Raw genomic sequence first — 16,424 nt, forward strand, 5'->3', positions numbered from 1 at the left:
CAAAGTTCACAAGATTAGTTTTAAGGATTAGTTGACCAAATACTGCTGTTTTTTACAAAAACTCTTCGGTTCAATTTTAATTGCGAAATAATCAATTCGGCCATATCTTCAGACTGCATTACCTTTTCAGGATTTCCGTCAGTTAAGTTTAAATCCTTTGCCATATCAGTTGCAACTGTACTTGGCGTTAAAGCAGTGACGCGAATATTGTGTTTTCTCATTTCCTGCATCAAAGAATCGGTCAAGCCTAAAACAGCAAATTTTGAAGCACTATATGCACTTGTTAGTGCGTTTCCGTTTAAACCGGCAGTTGATGAAATATTGATAATGTCACCAGTTTGTCTTTCAATCATATTCGGGATAATGGCGCGGGTTGTGTAGTACGTTCCCATTAAATTTACCTGAATAATTCTTTCCCAAGCTTCTGGTTCTAATTCCAAGAATTTTCCAAAAGAAGCAATTCCAGCGCTATTGATCAAAATGTCAATGTGTTTGAATTCGGCCAAAGCTTTTTCTGCAGCAGCATTAATAGAATTCATGTCTGAAACATCAGCAGTTACTGCCAAAGCTTTTACGCCCAAATTTGAGGCTTCATCAGCTAATTGTTCTACATCTTTTTGTGTTCTTGAAACTAAAATCAGGTTTACGCCCTCTTTTGCTAAAGCAATGGCAACGGCTTTTCCTATTCCTTTTCCTGCACCTGTAATAAAGGCAGTTTTATTTTTTAAGTCGGTCATGATTGTATTTTTAGAAATGCAAAAAGCATCATTTTAAGTCTTACAAAAATAAGCTTTTGCAAACTAAAATGATGCTTTAAGATGTTTTCTTAATCTAAGTTTAACAAGTTTTTGTTATTCCTTCAAAACCATATCTATGCACATTACTGCCCCTAAAATTAGTTGTCTTAACGGACTTTCGGCAGCAATATTATCTTCAATTTGAAGCATATAATTGTCCGCAGTTGTAAAAAACTCTTTTCCAATTCCAGCCCATTTTTTGCTTACTTGAGCTAATTGTTTGTTTTCGTGAGAAAATTTAAAATCCCAACCCGTCCATTTTCCTTGAAGTGTTGCAACTGGTCTTTCGTTTTTGTCCAAAATTTCAAATCTTCCTCCAATTGAAAAGAATTTTTGTTTGAATGTGCCAACCAAACGATCTTTTTCATCCAAAACTTCAACAGTTGATCTGAATATTGCAATTCCTCTTCTTACAGTAATTAACTTTTCGCCAGACGCAGTTGAGATTTCAATATTAAAAGGTGTTGCTCTTTTGAAATCTGTAAAACGTAGCATTTTAGTGAAAAAACTTAAATTTTTCTCACGGCAGTTCATAATTATTTGATTGCTTTCAGGATTATAAATATCGTAATTGTTTGAAGCTTTGAACATTCCGACATGTTCTTTTACTAAAAATAGATTTTGGCTTAAAATTGGGTTCATATGCGTGTAAAATTGATTTTTTTAATGAAAGCCAAATGTAATATAATTTTTATTAATTATACTGTTTTGAAGTTTCAACCAAACGAATAAATTCAGCTTTATAACCCTCGCCATCGTTAGAATTTCCCTGTTTTGCGAGTTTCACGATTTCTTCATTAGATTTATCAGCAATCAATTTAGAATCTCTTAATTTCAACCCAAACCAAGCTACTGCTGAACTGAATTTCATATCATCACTTGCTTTATCCAAAACAACCGATTTGTTCTCGATTACCTGAACCATTTCAATGCTTTTATCGCCATCCGGTTTTTTATAACGGAATTTTATGGTTGCCAATTCGTTGCTGTAATTATTTGAATTTGGTTCAGTTTTAGTGTATTTTAAATCATCTGGCTGTTCAGCTAAATAATTGCTTTTTACACCAGTCGGAATAATTTCATAAAGAGCGGTAACGGTATGATTGCTTCCTAATTCGCCAGCATCAATTGCGTCATTTTTAAAATCTTCTGGACGAAGTTTTCTGTTTTCATAGCCTATCAAACGATACGCCTGAACTTGTTTCGGATTAAATTCGATCTGGATTTTTACATCTTTGGCAATGGCAAACATCGAACCTTTGAATTCTTTTCCTAAAAAACGATTCGCTTCTTGAATATTATCGATATAAGCGTAATTTCCGTTTCCTTTATCCGCTAAAATTTCCATTTTACTGTCTTTGTAATTCCCCATTCCGTAACCCAGACAAGTCAAGAAAACACCTGTTTTTCTTTTTTCTTCAATCAATTTTTCCATATCAGAATTTGAAGCACTTCCAACATTAAAATCACCGTCTGTTGCCAGAATTACACGATTGTTTCCGCCTTTAATGAAGTTTTCGGTTGCGGTTTTATAAGCCAGTTCAATTCCTGCGCCTCCGGCCGTACTTCCACCAGATTGTAATTTGTCTAGGGCTTCAATAATTGTTTTTTTCTCATCTCCAGAAGTTGGAGGTAAAACCATTCCTGCAGCACCTGCATAAACTACAATCGCAACTTTGTCCTTGGCTCTTAATTCGTTTACCAATATTTTTAAAGATTGTTTCAATAAAGGCAATTTATTCATATCACTCATTGAACCCGAAACGTCAATCAAGAAAACCAGATTTGATGCTGGCAAATCACTTGTCGGAATGTTTTTTCCTTGTAAACCAATTTTCAAAATTTTAGTATTTGAATTCCAAGGTGAATCGCTTACTTCTGTATTGATTGAAAACGGATGCTCATTTTTTGGCTGTGGATAAGTATATTTAAAGAAATTGACCATTTCTTCAACGCGTACGGCATCTTTTGGAACTTGTTGTCCATTGTTTAAAAAACGTCTGATATTGGTATAAGAAGCATTATCAACATCTATCGAAAAAGTAGAAAGCGGAGCAGTTTTTGGACTTTCGAATGCATTTTCTACAAAGGCATCATAATCTTCTTGAGTTGGCTGAGTAGGAATCGGAATAATATTTAATTTTTTGTCTAATTCTTTTTCAGTTAGGTTTTTATAAATTTCATTTTTAGTAGAAATTACGACAACGCCATTTGAAGCTTTGCTGCCATAAACTGAAGTTGCTGCATCATCTTTAAGTACTTTTAAATCTTGGATATCATTCGGATTAATTTTTGCCATTTGATTGGCTTTTGCTGGAACTCCGTCAATAATATACAAAGGTTCGTTTTTTGGAGATAGAGACGGTGATTCTCTTGGCGATTTAAAACCCTGGCTAGGTGCGACAGAATAATTCATGTTGCTTTGAACCTGAAGTCCTGCAATTTTTCCTTGTAACGCAACCGCTTGAGAAGCTTGCTTAGCTTCTTTTTTTTCTCTTCTTCTTTCCGCTCGCTCATAACTTCTTGCACTGTAATCTGATGTGCTCTCACTTGTGCCATAACCCACAACAACTACTTCATTCAATGATTGACTGTATTCATTAAGTCGTATATTAATTGTATTTGAGTTTTGAACTTTTTGTTTCTGTGTTTCGTATCCAATAAAACTGAAAACTAACATATCTCCTGTTTTAGCTTGGATACTGTATTTTCCATCAAAATCAGTTGTGGCAGATATTTTTGTATTTTGAATGTAAATCGATACTCCAGGAAGAGGCTGTTGGTGTTTATCAGAAACAATTCCCGTAATAGTTCTTTCTTGTGCCATGGTTACGAAACATATAAGCATAGCAATGGCTGATGAAATAAGTTTTAGACTTTTCATGATAATGAGTTTTAAGAATTAATGTTTTGATTTTGCTTTGTCAAAGCTGCAGACTTTGACAAAGCATAAGATTATTTTTTCGGAGTTGGTTTTCCTGTTTTTGTAGTAATGATTACAACTCCCTTTTTGCCTTTTTCGCCATATTTTTCAGTAGCTTCAAGGTCTTGTAAAATGGTTATTGTTTTAATGTCTTGCTGATTTAATGGCGCATAAGGACTCGTCGGGTTTTTGCCAAATAAATCTTCTTCAGAATAATATATGCCATCAATAATGTAAAGCGGTTCGTCAAGAATTACTAATGATTCTACATTTTCAGGTTGCACATTAGGAAGTTCCGTCTGCATCATTTTGTCTCTTTTTGTATCATCGCTGTGAGCGATTGCATTGCCGTTCATAATGATTAAAGGAGCACTTTTTTTAGCTTTTGCTGCTTGTTTGTCAGCAAAAGCAACTTTTGCTGCTTCTCTTTCAGGATAACTTGAGTAACCCATTTGGGGCGTAACTTCTTTTTTTGAAACTATGTTATCACTTTCTTCGTCGGCGTTTTCTTCATTTGCTGCTACAATTACCTCTTGGGTTCCAGCGCTTATTGGCAATGCTAATTCTTGTGGACTGCCTGAGCCTATTGTTTCTTGAATTGCAACGCTTTCTTTATGTTTTATTTTGTTTTCTAATATTGCGTTAGCTTCTTCATTTGGAATGAATTGTGAATCTGATGAAACTGGCGCACTACTTTTTTCTGCCGAATTGTTTTTAGTCGTTTTATTTTGTGTATCATTGGTTACAACTTGATTGGCATTTTCTAAAGTTGGTTTTTCATCTGTTTTCAGAAATTGATAACCTAATGAGATTACTAATAAAAGTGAAGCGGCAACTGCAATTTTTTTCCAAAGAGAAATAGTCTTTTTATCTTCTTTTTTGTCGAGTTTTTGCTCAACACGCGACCAGACTTTTTCCATTCCCGGGAAATCTTTTACGGGAGCATTTTCAGCTGCCTCTTTAAATTTGTCGAATATTTTATCTTGATTGTCCATGACTATTTTGCTTTTTGATAATACAATTTATTTACCAAGTCTTTCAGTTTGGTTTTGGCGGCATTCAATTGTGATTTTGAAGTGCCTTCAGAAATGTTGAGCATTGCTGCGATTTCCTTGTGTCCGAAACCTTCAATAACAAAAAGGTTAAAAACGGTTTTACAGCCATCTGGAATATGGTTCAATAAATTGAGTAGATCTTCTTCTTCTAATGCGCTCATTTCTTCGGTAAAAGGCTGTGAAAGCACTTTTACATCATCAAGATACATATTGAAATTGGTGTTTTTCTTGATGGTAGCCAAACAGTAATTAACAGCAATTTTTCTGGCCCAGGCTTCAAAGGCTTTTTCTTCTTTGAGCTGGTCTAATTTGGTGAAAATAGTGTAGAAAGCATCGGCGAGTGCTTCTTCAATTTCTTCTTCTTTCTTGAGGTATCGTTTGCAAACGCGATACAATTTGGGAGCCATGTGCTCATAAACCTGACGCTGAGCGTCTCGGTTCATTTTTTTGCAGCCAGAAATTAGAGTTTCGTTTATCACAAGTATGGTCTTTAAGTATAAAGAGAACTAAAAAGATAAAAAGGTTGGGACGGTTATAAATTTTTTTTAGATTCAGAGTTACAAAGAAACAAAGTTACAAAGGTTTTGTTGTAGAGACGCACTGTAGTGCGTCTAACGTCATGTAAATCTGTAATTTATTATTAATAATTTTATATTCTTTGCGGAGACGCACTGCAGTGTGCCTCTACTTTAATATTGTTATAGAAAGATTTTCTACAATTTTGCCATCAACAACAATAAATCCCACAAAAAATGGCAAATAATAAGAATTTTAATGTTTCGATATTTTTCATACTGAATTGCAAATACCAGTCCGATAACAATTGGCCCAATTACATTCAGCAATGTTCCGTAGCCAATGTGCAGTAATCCAAATAAAATACTTGAAATAATTATTGCGGGAATTTTGTTTTTAAAAAGCAGTTCTAATCTTGGCAATAAATAGCCTCTGAAAATTAATTCTTCGGTAATTCCAGCAGTGACGCAGGTGAAAAAAAGTAAAAAATAACTCTTTTTAAAAAGGGCTAAAGCTTTTTGTAATACTGCACTTTCGGCTGTTATTTTGAACAACATAATCAAAAGACCAGTAATATAAACGGCTATAAATAATTTTACGAATGTTATGAATATTGCTTTCGCGAATTCAGAAAATGTATAATCTGTTTCTTTCCAAAGCAAAAAAGGCTGTTTTTCTATTTTTAATGAATATAAAAATAAGAGCAGTAGTGAAATCCAGATGGCAAATCTCGAAATGTAGAATTGAATTTCCTTACTGATTCCAAGATCTTTGAATAATAAAGAAGAATAAATCGCCAGAACCGGAAGAAGTACAGAAAGTATAATGCTGATAATTAAAGCTGGTTTCTTGACAGAATTTGAAATGTTGAGCATTTATTTTGATTGTAGGTTTTGAGGTTGGTTTTATCTCTTGTATTTATAGCATTTCTCAATCTTGCCATTTCGACGAAGGAGAAATCACACTGTTTGATCGTCAAAGATTGGCGACTTTAAATGCGGAATTTCTAGTGTGATTTCTCCTTCGTCGAAATGACATAAAATGCGGTTAAAAAATCATTTAACCGGCAAAGTCAATTTATAAATCTTAGTTTCTAAAACTTCAGTATCATTATCTTCGCAAAGCAAAAACTCAATTTTGTTGTTTTCTTTTTTGTAGAAAGTCAAACCTTCAAATTTATTTGTTGAAGTTATTTTTTGAGTAAAATCGATTTTCATGGTTTTAACATCAATTCTTCCAATGAAGCTTCCCAGGATTTCGCCATCATCATAAGTAGATTTTGTGTCTTCGGCAGTAGAAAGAAAATAGATTTTATCTTCGACCAAAATGGCGTCAGTAAAACTAGAACGCACGCCTTTTATTTTTGGAAGTTTATAGTTGACAGCAATTAGAGCAAATTCTTGATCTAGCTTTTTTGCATGAATCGTAAAAATTGTGTTTTTGTTGGTAACGCCGTTTCCTCGGTTGAATAAATACCAGTTTTCGCCATCAAAAATAGCGCCTTCCAAATTGAAATCTTCTGGTTTTATTTCGCCAAAACTTTGCATTAAACCATACAAATCAACTAAATTGTTTTTCTGCAAAACGGTTTTTGATTTGATATCAAATTCAATCATTTTATTTCGGTTTTCGGTTGAGCCGGAGCCAAAAACATAAAGTGTATCGTTATGATGCGTTATCGATTCAAAATCTGGTTTTACATTTTTTGGAATATTTTGCGTTGGATTGTCAATTAAAGCATGTTGATTTAATTGCTGATTCTGCATATTGTATTCGTACAGAAATCCGCTGTTGTCGCCAATAATATAAAGTGCGTCATTGTTATAAAATAATCCTGATGCCGAACCGATTCCGATGATTTGAAATAATATTTCTAAGGTGAATTTTTCCATGAATGTTGTTTTGTAAGCGTAAGCTATTCTATTTTTTGTTTTTTATTGATTTAGCGTTATTAATTAACTCCATTGTTGTTTTATTAATTACACCACTTATTTTTACTTGTGATTGTGATACAACGCATTCTGCAATACTGATATAAACTAAATTATCGTCATCAGTCAAAATTTCGTTGTCCGAATCAGCTTGACTTGAACTGTTCATCCCGTAAATTAAATATATAGGAGTTCCTTCATTATAAAGTCTAACAGTTATTTCAACAGCTCTTTTTAAAATTGCATTTTCAATTTCTTTTTTGTTTTCTGTATATTCAATTGCTCTAGCACATTGGTATAATGAACAGAATTTTACATTTTTCTTTTCGGGAATTAAATTTATTGTTCCTTCAATTGGATTTAAATCTTTGTAACATTTTCCAAATGCCTCAATAAAGGCTTTTTCTGGATTTGTAAATTTTTTGTCCTGACAAAAAGCTTGATTTACAAAAAATAGCAATAAAAATAGAATTCCTTTGGCCATTGTGAATTTTAAAATTTAAAACAAGTTCTTTTGAAAACCAATGCCTAGCCCTGATAGCAATAGAAATACTTTGAAAAGAAATTGCATTTTTTCCTGACAGAACAAAGCGACAAGAGGAAGCTCTTGTTATGGCTTTGGAAAAAAGCAATTTATTGAAAAGTATTGCAATGAATAACAGTTCCGATAGCTATCGGAATTCGTAAAATTAGACTATTTATTAGGATAAAAAAATGAAAATAACAGAGATGCGATAAGAATTGCAGAATCGAGTCTTAAAATTCGGTTCTTTTTTTGACAGTAATGTTAATAGAAGTTTATGTGTATTTTGTATTACTAATTTATTGTTAAATTTTTGTTCGATAGAGGTTGTTTGTGGTAAAAGTCTTGTTTTTTTGATAATATGGAAGTCATTTTAAGTTAAAATGCTCGGATTTACTTTGTAAAAAAAATAAAACCAATTTTAGCTTATGAAACGAATTATTCTACCTCTAATGATTTTAGGGTCGGTATTTACATCTTGTAACAACGATTCTAAAGATGACACGCCGGCCACAAGCGTTGTTTTAAAAGACCAATCTGTAACGCCAAGTTTATTGAAAGCGCAAGCAGGTTTCGAAAATTTAAAAATCTACTCTCTTTTTAGTTCAGATGATGTTTTTCCAGATAGCCCAAGCTTTGTTTTTGGAGGTTCTGCAGATGGTTCTGGTTTATTGAAAAACACTGACGGAACATTTACATTTTTGGTAAACAACGAAGATAACTTTGCAGTTTCAAGAATTACTTTAGACAAAACATTCAAACCTACAAAAGGGGAATATTTATTGAATTCAAGCGGAGGAACTTGGAGATTGTGTGGCGCGACAATGGCTACTCAAACAGAACATGGTTTTGGGCCAGTTTATTTGACTTGTGGGGAATCTGGTGAAGAATCTCGCACACACGCTTTGGATCCTTACGGAAGTGCCGGAAATGCATCAGTTTCAAAAGAATTATCAGGATTTGGCCGTTTAAGTGCTGAAAATGCGTTGCCATTGCGTTCTACTGCATACAAAGGAAAAACAGTTGTGGTAATTGGCGATGACGATTCTGGAACTTATGGAGGTCAAGTTTTCATGTATGTATCAAATACTGTTGGTGATTTGACTGGAGGATCTTTATATATGTTAAAAAGAAATGATGACAATCAAAGAGAAAAAGATATGGAAGTAAGCAAAACATATCCTGTTTCTTTTGTGAAAATCGACAATCATACAACAATGACAGGTGCACAGATTAATGCTGCTGTTAATACTTTGAAAGCAATCAAATTTGGTCGTGTTGAAGATTTAGATTACCGTAAAGGTGGAAATACTGCAGATCGTGAATTGTATTTCAACGTAACGGGACAAGCAACAACTGGAACAAATGCTGATGGTTCAAGAACGAAATACGGAAGAGTTTACAGATTAAATCTTGATGCAGCAGATCCGTTAAAAGGAACTTTGGAAGTAATCCTTGATGGAGATAACAGAAGCGGAATTGCTGGAAAATTCCAAAATCCAGATAATATCTGTGTGACTAAAAACTACGTTTACGTTCAAGAAGATGCTAACGGTTACGGAGACGAAACGCACGATGCTTATATCTATCAATACAATATCGCTACAAAAGATTTAAAAGTTGTAGTTGAATTAGACCACCGTCGTACTGCTACAGATGCGGCAAAATATAACGTAGGCGGAACTTCTAAATTTGGTGACTGGGAATACGGTGCTTTGATCGATGTTTCGGAGCAAGTTGGTATCAATGACACTTTTATGTTAAGTGTTCAGCCACATACTTGGACAGGTACAAAATACAAAGGTGTTGACGGCGGAACAAATCGTCCGAATGAGCAACAAGCAAGTCAAATTTTGGTACTACAAGGTTTAGCGAGATAAATTTTTAAGTCCTTATAAAACAGTATCCACTATTTCAATTTTGAGGTAGTGGTTTCTGTTTTTCTGAATATACCTTTTTTTAATTGTCATAAAATCATGAAAAAAATATATTGTTTGTTGTTCTTGGCGGCATTAATTGGATGTCAGAAAAAAAACAGACATCAGGAAGTAAATGAATTGTTTCAGAAGGATATTACTTCACTTATTGAAAAAGTTGCCAAACTGAAATATTCTGTTGAAGAAGATTCAACTGAAGCTCAAATTCAGAGGCAATTTCTGGAAGCACATCAAAACTACAAGAAAGTCGAATTGCTAAGTGAATATTATTCGCCTTCAGTTTCTAAAGCCATCAACGGCCCGGCAATACCTGAGTTCGAAGAAAATGATAAAGTGACTGTTTCACCCGAAGGTTTTCAGGTTATTGAAGAATTGGTTTTTCCGAAATACAGCAAGGCAAACAAACAAGAATTGATTCAAGAATTAGGAGTTTTGGAAGCAAACTTAACTCGCTTGGAAAAAGTTTCAAGTTCCAATGAATTGACTGATGCTCATGTTTTTGATGCTATGCGATTAGAAGTCTATCGAATTATTACACTCGGAATAACGGGTTTTGATTCGCCTGTTGTTCTGAATTCACTTCCGGAGGCATTAGTATCCTTAGAAACGATTGAAAAATATTATCGTGTTTATCTTCAGAATCAATCCGTTTCAAATTCGAAACAAGTACTTCAAACTTTTGAAAAAGGGAAAAAATATCTGAAAGCGAATACCAATTTTAATGCTTTTGATCGCGCTTATTTTATCAAAGAAATTTTGAATCCGCTAAGCAAAGGACTTTTTAAAACGCAATCTGAATTGGGAATTTCTCTAATGAAAGAACAGCGTGGCTTAAAAGTTACAGCTCAGACTTTATTTGATAAAGACGCTTTTGATCCAGAAGCTTTCTCTGGTTTTCCAGATTATAAAACGACACCAGAAAAAATTGCATTAGGCAAAAAGTTATTCAATGATCCAATTTTATCAGGAAACAACACACGTTCTTGCGCATCATGTCATCACACGGAAAAAGCATTTACAGATGGATTAGAAAGAGCAGTTTCATTGGATGGAAAATCGATGATTCAGCGCAATACACCAACACTTTCAAACATTGCTTTTCAACGCGTTTTTTTTGCTGATTCTAGAGTGAGTTATCTCGAAGATCAGGCCATTGCAGTTATCAAAAATGAAAATGAAATGCACGGTTCTTTGCAGAAATCGGCTTTGGCAATTCAAAAAAATGCTGAATATGTAAAGTCTTTTAAGAAAGCTTTTCCGAAGGGAGAAATAAATGAATTTGCAATCAAAAATGCATTAGCTTCCTATATACGTTCGTTGAGTCAGTACGATTCTAAATTTGATCGTTTTATGCAAAACAAAACGACTTTTACTGCTAATGAAAAAGCGGGATTTAATTTATTTGCCGGAAAAGCAAAATGCGCTACTTGCCATTTTATTCCGCTTACAAACGGAACGGTTCCACCAAATTTTGATCGATCAGAAAGTGAAATTCTAGGAGTTCCAAATAAAGATAAAAAGCTTGATGGCGACTTAGGCAAATTTGTGATTACGCAAGCCGCAATCCATAAAAATTCGTTTAAAACGCCAACAATTAGAAATATCGAACTTACAGCACCATATATGCATAATGGAGTGTATAAAACGCTCGAAGAAGTGATTGATTTTTATAACGAAGGTGGAGGTTTAGGAAAAGGATTTGACGTTCCAAATCAGACTTTGCCAGAAGATAAATTGAATTTATCTGATCAAGAGAAAAAACAATTAATTGCCTTTATGAAAACATTGACAGATAAAAAATATTCTAGTAATTAGATAATGTGGCAATTTGATAATTAGATAATTTTTCGGCAAGGCTATCTTTGTCAAAGTTTTAAACTTTGACAAAGATTTCTCAATTAACATTTTATCACAATATGAACCCGACAGGTTTTAAAAACCTGTCGGGTTTACTTTTGTACACAAATCGAAACTTTTATAAAATTTCAAGCCTAAAGCTTTGCGAACTTTTTGACTTTCTAAATTTATGACTTGCGTTCTTTGCGGTTAATTTTTGCCCAAAGCTGATGATATAAAACACCAAACCCGGCAGACTGTGCAATCTGCCGGGTTCATACCAAAAACAAAAAAATAAATTAAACCTTAACTTTTATAAGTCAAAACCATAAGCAACACGCAATGCTACTTGATTGGTTCTGAAATCATGATAATCTTCGTAACGTACGCTCAAATCAATGTATTTGTTTGCGTATCCTATTCCTGGCGCCCATAAAAAAGTGGTTTTGTCATAACCGTTTGTTACAGCAAAACCGGCACCCACTTCGCCTAAAACATAAAATTGATCTTCCCACACAAAGGCTTTAAACCCTGCTTTTGCCGGAATGAATCCAAGATCTTTAATGTCATTTCCTAAATCATCTTTACCCATAAATAAATTGGTAAATCCTGTTGTTAGTGTCAACGATGTTCTTTTTGACAAATCATATTGTAAACGAACGTCTCCGCCAAGTGACCAGTCATAATCGTTATCTGTTGGAATTCCTCCATTGATCCCGAATCCTAATCTAAATCCCTGATCGTAATTTTTTGCTTCACTTTCTTGAGCAAAAGCGGTGTTGGCGAATAAAAATGCAAAAGCGGCTAGGCATATCATTTGTACTTTTCTCATGGCTTATATATTTGAATTATTAATATTGTAAAAGTATAATCAAGGGCTTTGGAGCTTGTTATATAATTTTTAAAAATCGTTACATAATATTAGGGTGTGCTTAATTTTGCCTTAAAAATGGGATATCTTTTTATTGATAGGACAGAATTCGGAGCTTCTGACTATCTTTGCCGACAAAATAAATGAGAAGTGAATTTAAAGCAGTACACGAAGGAGTTTTCGTATAATTTGAAACTGGCATATCCTGTAATTTTAGGAATGGTCGGACATACTTTAATTGGTATCGTCGATAATATTATGGTTGGAAAATTAGGAAGCACTGAACTGGCTGCCGTTTCATTAGGAAATAGCATGATTTTTATCGCTATGTCTTTAGGAATTGGATTTTCTACAGCAATTACTCCAATTGTAGCCGAAGGTGATGCAGAGAAAAACGATGCAAAAATTCGTTCTGCTTTTCATCATGGATTATTTTTATGTGCCATTTTAGGATTATCTCTTTTTGGCATCATTGTTTTGGCAAAGCCAATAATGGAAATGTTGGAACAACCGGCAGAAGTAATTGAACTGGCAAAGCCTTATTTAGACTGGGTTGCGTTTTCATTAATTCCTTTAATTGTATATCAAGGTTACAAGCAATTTGCGGACGGAATGTCGTTTACAAAATATTCAATGTATGCCATGGTTATGGCAAATGTACTGCATGTAGGTATGAATTATGTACTGATTTACGGAATTTGGATTTTTCCAAAAATGGGAATTATCGGTGCGGCACTTGGAACTGTAATTTCTAGAATATTTTTAGTAATGTTCATGCACATTATGCTTTCAAGACGTGATGATTTGAAACGCTTTTTCAAGAATTTCAGTTTTTCCGAAATAAAAAAAGAAACCATCAAAAAAATAGTAAGCATCGGATTTCCATCAGCAATGCAAATGCTTTTTGAAGTCGTTTTGTTTACAGCCTCAATTTGGCTTTGTGGAAATATCGGAAAAACAAGTCAGGCTGCAAATCAAATTGCATTAAGTTTGGCATCAATGACTTTTATGTTTGCAATGGGATTAAGCGTAACGTCAATGATCAGAGTCAGCAATCAAAGAGGTTTGATGGATTATAAAAAACTGGTTGTCGTGGCACGTTCGATTTTTCTTCTCGCCATCATACTAGAAACGGTTTTTGCGATTTTCTTTATTGCTTTCCATGACTATTTGCCGTACATTTTCTTAAATATGGAAAACGGCGGGCAGGTTTTGGATAATACTGAAGTAATAAGTATTGCATCAAAATTGCTTTTAATTGCAGCTGTTTTTCAAATTTCAGACGGAATTCAGGTTGTCGTTCTTGGTGCTTTACGAGGCTTGCAGGACGTAAAAATCCCAATGTACATTACTTTTGTAGCGTATTGGGTTATTGGTTTCCCGATTTCATATTATTTGGGCGAACATACCGAATTAAAAGCTGAAGGAGTATGGATAGGATTATTGGCAGGACTAACAGCTGCAGCACTATTTTTGTATATTAGGTTTGCTTCTTTAACAAGAAAATTAGTTTTGGAGCATTCTCAAGAATAAAACAGTTGTACTTTTGTATTTAACTGTTTATTTAAACAATGATAGGGTTAAACAATTAGCTGAAAATAAACGATTACAGAATTCAACAAATAAACGATTAAACATAAAAAAAATGGAATTACCTAAATTTTTACTTGGAGACAATACTGATTTTCCGGATGATATTTTCATCATTCATCTTGATTATCCTCGATTTATTATCAATTTAAAAGATGATGAGGTTGAATTTTTAGAAGAAGCAGAAGATCTTGATGAAGCAGAATTAAATGCTGAAATGGAGAGCTTGATCGAAAAAGCAAATGATTTTTACGACAGAGAAATAAACCGTTACGAAGAATAAGGACACATCGCATAAGTCTGATTTTTTCTACTAGATTAATATTTCACGCAAAGTCGCGAAGTCGCAAAGCTTTTTATTTTAAATCTTTGAAATAGGACTTTGCGACTTCGCGACTTTGCGAGATTAAATAGACTTTGTGAGTTTAGATCTTTAACATTTCAACCAAAAAAAATAATGCAAGTCATTCAATGAAAAAATTAAGTTACCTAAAACCCATTTTTAATTTTATACTAATTGGGTTGCTGATTACAACTTTAAGCCGTTTGTTTTTGTTTTTCCTCTTTAAGGAAAGAGTAGTCGAAACGCCAAATTTCTGGTATATTTTTCCAATTGGTCTTCGAATGGATATGATTTTGCTTTGCTATTTGTCATTTCTGCCAGCAGTCTTGATTACTTTTTTGCCAAACAAATCAATCAAATTCACCAATAAATTTTTAGTAATTTATAGTTTTCTATTTCTGTTTTTGATTCTTTTTGTAGAAATCGCATCACCAGATTTTGTGAAGCAATATGATACACGCCCAAACAAGATTTTCTTGGATTATCTTATTTATCCAAAAGAAGTTGTGGGAATGCTTTTAAAAAGTTACCTAGTTTCAATTATTGTGGCGTTTCTAATTTTGGGAACTGTTCTTTATTTGGCTTTAAAAAAAGGAAAAAAATATTTTCATACCGCAACGGCAGACTACAAATTTAAATTGATGGTTTTTCCGTTATTGGCCTTTTTATTGTTTTTTGGTGCGCGTTCAAGTTTGACTTCAAAGCGACCAATCAACGCTAGTAATGCTGTTTTTTCGACAGATCAATTAACAAATACGTTAGGTTTGAATTCCTTTTATACGGTTGCGTTTGCTGCTTATTCGATCAAGAATGAAGCAAATACAAAAATGTACGGAAAAATGGATGAAGCCGAAGCAATTGCTCGTGTAAAAAAATACATGATTGCGGGTCCAAACGATTTTACAGATGCTGAAATTCCATTTCTTCACGTGCAACAGCCAGATTCAGCGAGACAAAAACCTTATAATTTGGTGATTTTCCTTCAGGAAAGTTTAGGAGCCGAATACGTTGGAATTTTAGGAGGAAAACCGTTGACTCCGGAATTTGACAAGTTATCAAAAGAAGGAACATTATTCACTAATTTGTATTGTACTGGAACTCGAAGCGTTCGAGGTATTGAAGCTGTTGTAACAGGATTTTTGCCTTCTCCGTCAGAGAGTGTTGTAAGGCTTGGAAATTCTCAACAAGGTTTTTTCACGCTTGCCGATGCCTTAAAACAAAAAGGTTACGACACGAGTTTTATTTATGGTGGAATGGCCAATTTTGATAATATGGCTTCGTTTTTCAACGGAAATGGTTTCAGTGATATTGTAGATCAAACTGATTTTGAATCAGACGGAAATAAATATGCTTTCAAAGGAACTTGGGGCTATTCAGACGAAGATTTGGTTACTAAAGCTAATCAGTATTTCAAGTCAAAAGGAGACAAGCCATTTTTCTCTTTAATGTTTTCGACTTCAAATCACGAACCTTTTGAATATCCTGCAGGAAGAATAAAACCGTATGACAAAAAGCCTGCAACAGTAAATAATGCTATGAAATATGCCGATTTTTCAATTGGAAAATTCTTTGAAATGGCTAAAAAAGAAGCGTATTTTAAAAACACGATTTTTATTGTAATCGCCGATCATAATACGAGAACGTATGGTAAAAATCTTGTTCCGATTAATAAATTCCATATTCCGGCATTTATTATGGGACCTGGAGTTGCAAAAGGTGCAGTTTACGACAGATTGGCAAGTCAGATAGATATTCCGCCAACATTATTGGGTTATTTAGGACTTCCATTTGAAACGCCAATGGTTGGAAGAAATTTGACAAAATTAGATCCAAAAGTACAAGGAAGATCAATTATGCAGTTTAATGATATCAATGCATTTCGAGTTGAAAATCAGGTTGTCATTATGCAACCGAATTTGAAACCGCTTCAATTTGAAATCAAAAACGATACGACTTTAATTCCTGTAAAATTAAATGAAGATTTAGCAAAAGATGCTTTAGCACACGTTATTACAGCAGGGAATTTATATAGGGAGAGTAAATATAAGCTTAGGAAGAAATAGTTTCAAAGTGACAAAGTAACAAAGGTTCAAAGCAGAGAA

The 16,424-nt window shown here is 33.8% G+C and carries 14 protein-coding genes; 5 read left to right on the forward strand and 9 right to left on the reverse strand.

Going from position 1 to position 16,424, the window contains the following annotated elements:
- Positions 1-20 precede the first annotated feature (20 nt).
- The 8 genes from EYY60_RS12355 to EYY60_RS12390 all read right to left on the reverse strand — a co-directional run bounded on the left by EYY60_RS12355 (position 21) and on the right by EYY60_RS12390 (position 7,706).
- Entirely contained in the window at positions 21-737 is a 717-nt protein-coding gene (locus EYY60_RS12355) for a 3-ketoacyl-ACP reductase (RefSeq protein ID WP_132989630.1), read from the reverse strand.
- Between the two features lie 114 nt (positions 738-851).
- Entirely contained in the window at positions 852-1,439 is a 588-nt protein-coding gene (locus tag EYY60_RS12360; protein ID WP_132989631.1) for an LURP-one-related/scramblase family protein, read from the reverse strand.
- Positions 1,440-1,491: 52 nt separating this feature from the next.
- Complete coding sequence (locus EYY60_RS12365; RefSeq protein WP_132989632.1) at positions 1,492-3,681, reverse strand: VWA domain-containing protein; 2,190 nt, start codon at positions 3,679-3,681, stop codon at positions 1,492-1,494.
- A 71-nt stretch (positions 3,682-3,752) separates the two neighbouring features.
- Positions 3,753-4,715 (reverse strand): hypothetical protein, encoded by a 963-nt coding sequence (locus EYY60_RS12370; protein ID WP_132989633.1) that lies wholly within the window; start codon positions 4,713-4,715, stop codon positions 3,753-3,755.
- A gap of 2 nt (positions 4,716-4,717) precedes the next feature.
- Positions 4,718-5,218 (reverse strand): RNA polymerase sigma factor, encoded by a 501-nt coding sequence (locus EYY60_RS12375; RefSeq protein WP_132989634.1) that lies wholly within the window; start codon positions 5,216-5,218, stop codon positions 4,718-4,720.
- A gap of 270 nt (positions 5,219-5,488) precedes the next feature.
- Positions 5,489-6,166 (reverse strand): CPBP family intramembrane glutamic endopeptidase, encoded by a 678-nt coding sequence (locus tag EYY60_RS12380; protein WP_132989635.1) that lies wholly within the window; start codon positions 6,164-6,166, stop codon positions 5,489-5,491.
- Positions 6,167-6,346: 180 nt separating this feature from the next.
- The gene (locus EYY60_RS12385) at positions 6,347-7,183 is read right to left on the reverse strand and encodes a DUF6929 family protein (RefSeq protein ID WP_132989636.1); all 837 of its coding nucleotides are present in this window, start codon (positions 7,181-7,183) and stop codon (positions 6,347-6,349) included.
- 28 nt (positions 7,184-7,211) lie between these two features.
- Complete coding sequence (locus EYY60_RS12390) at positions 7,212-7,706, reverse strand: hypothetical protein (RefSeq protein WP_132989637.1); 495 nt, start codon at positions 7,704-7,706, stop codon at positions 7,212-7,214.
- A gap of 467 nt (positions 7,707-8,173) precedes the next feature.
- Between EYY60_RS12390 and EYY60_RS12395 the strand changes: the two genes are divergently transcribed.
- Positions 8,174-9,625: a PhoX family protein gene (locus tag EYY60_RS12395; RefSeq protein ID WP_132989638.1), complete on the forward strand. Its 1,452-nt coding sequence runs from the start codon at positions 8,174-8,176 to the stop codon at positions 9,623-9,625.
- A gap of 96 nt (positions 9,626-9,721) precedes the next feature.
- Complete coding sequence (locus EYY60_RS12400; RefSeq protein WP_132989639.1) at positions 9,722-11,497, forward strand: cytochrome-c peroxidase; 1,776 nt, start codon at positions 9,722-9,724, stop codon at positions 11,495-11,497.
- Between the two features lie 334 nt (positions 11,498-11,831).
- Here the strand turns inward: EYY60_RS12400 and EYY60_RS12405 are convergent, their stop codons facing one another.
- Complete coding sequence (locus EYY60_RS12405) at positions 11,832-12,350, reverse strand: outer membrane beta-barrel protein (RefSeq protein WP_132989640.1); 519 nt, start codon at positions 12,348-12,350, stop codon at positions 11,832-11,834.
- Between the two features lie 189 nt (positions 12,351-12,539).
- On the opposite strand from EYY60_RS12405, the gene EYY60_RS12410 reads away from it, so the two are divergent.
- From EYY60_RS12410 to EYY60_RS12420, 3 genes are all read left to right on the forward strand, one after another.
- A complete protein-coding gene (locus tag EYY60_RS12410) occupies positions 12,540-13,922 on the forward strand; it encodes an MATE family efflux transporter (protein ID WP_132989641.1) in 1,383 nt (460 codons plus the stop codon).
- A gap of 112 nt (positions 13,923-14,034) precedes the next feature.
- Complete coding sequence (locus tag EYY60_RS12415) at positions 14,035-14,262, forward strand: hypothetical protein (protein WP_026727980.1); 228 nt, start codon at positions 14,035-14,037, stop codon at positions 14,260-14,262.
- A gap of 188 nt (positions 14,263-14,450) precedes the next feature.
- On the forward strand, positions 14,451-16,385 hold the full coding sequence (locus EYY60_RS12420) for an LTA synthase family protein (RefSeq protein WP_132989642.1): 1,935 nt from the start codon (positions 14,451-14,453) through the stop codon (positions 16,383-16,385).
- The last annotated feature ends 39 nt before the right edge of the window (positions 16,386-16,424 follow it).

Origin of the sequence: Flavobacterium zhairuonense (assembly GCF_004352915.1) — a bacterium.
GTDB classification, from domain to species: domain Bacteria; phylum Bacteroidota; class Bacteroidia; order Flavobacteriales; family Flavobacteriaceae; genus Flavobacterium; species Flavobacterium zhairuonense.

Coding starts and splice junctions, on each gene's coding strand:
- EYY60_RS12420 (WP_132989642.1), top strand. CDS start 14,451: ATGAAAAAATTAAGTTACCTAAAACCCATTTTTAATTTTATACTAATT.
- EYY60_RS12355 (WP_132989630.1), bottom strand. CDS start 737: ATGACCGACTTAAAAAATAAAACTGCCTTTATTACAGGTGCAGGAAAA.
- EYY60_RS12365 (WP_132989632.1), bottom strand. CDS start 3,681: ATGAAAAGTCTAAAACTTATTTCATCAGCCATTGCTATGCTTATATGT.
- EYY60_RS12385 (WP_132989636.1), bottom strand. CDS start 7,183: ATGGAAAAATTCACCTTAGAAATATTATTTCAAATCATCGGAATCGGT.
- EYY60_RS12405 (WP_132989640.1), bottom strand. CDS start 12,350: ATGAGAAAAGTACAAATGATATGCCTAGCCGCTTTTGCATTTTTATTC.
- EYY60_RS12390 (WP_132989637.1), bottom strand. CDS start 7,706: ATGGCCAAAGGAATTCTATTTTTATTGCTATTTTTTGTAAATCAAGCT.
- EYY60_RS12375 (WP_132989634.1), bottom strand. CDS start 5,218: ATGAACCGAGACGCTCAGCGTCAGGTTTATGAGCACATGGCTCCCAAA.
- EYY60_RS12370 (WP_132989633.1), bottom strand. CDS start 4,715: ATGGACAATCAAGATAAAATATTCGACAAATTTAAAGAGGCAGCTGAA.
- EYY60_RS12400 (WP_132989639.1), top strand. CDS start 9,722: ATGAAAAAAATATATTGTTTGTTGTTCTTGGCGGCATTAATTGGATGT.
- EYY60_RS12415 (WP_026727980.1), top strand. CDS start 14,035: ATGGAATTACCTAAATTTTTACTTGGAGACAATACTGATTTTCCGGAT.
- EYY60_RS12380 (WP_132989635.1), bottom strand. CDS start 6,166: ATGCTCAACATTTCAAATTCTGTCAAGAAACCAGCTTTAATTATCAGC.
- EYY60_RS12395 (WP_132989638.1), top strand. CDS start 8,174: ATGAAACGAATTATTCTACCTCTAATGATTTTAGGGTCGGTATTTACA.
- EYY60_RS12360 (WP_132989631.1), bottom strand. CDS start 1,439: ATGAACCCAATTTTAAGCCAAAATCTATTTTTAGTAAAAGAACATGTC.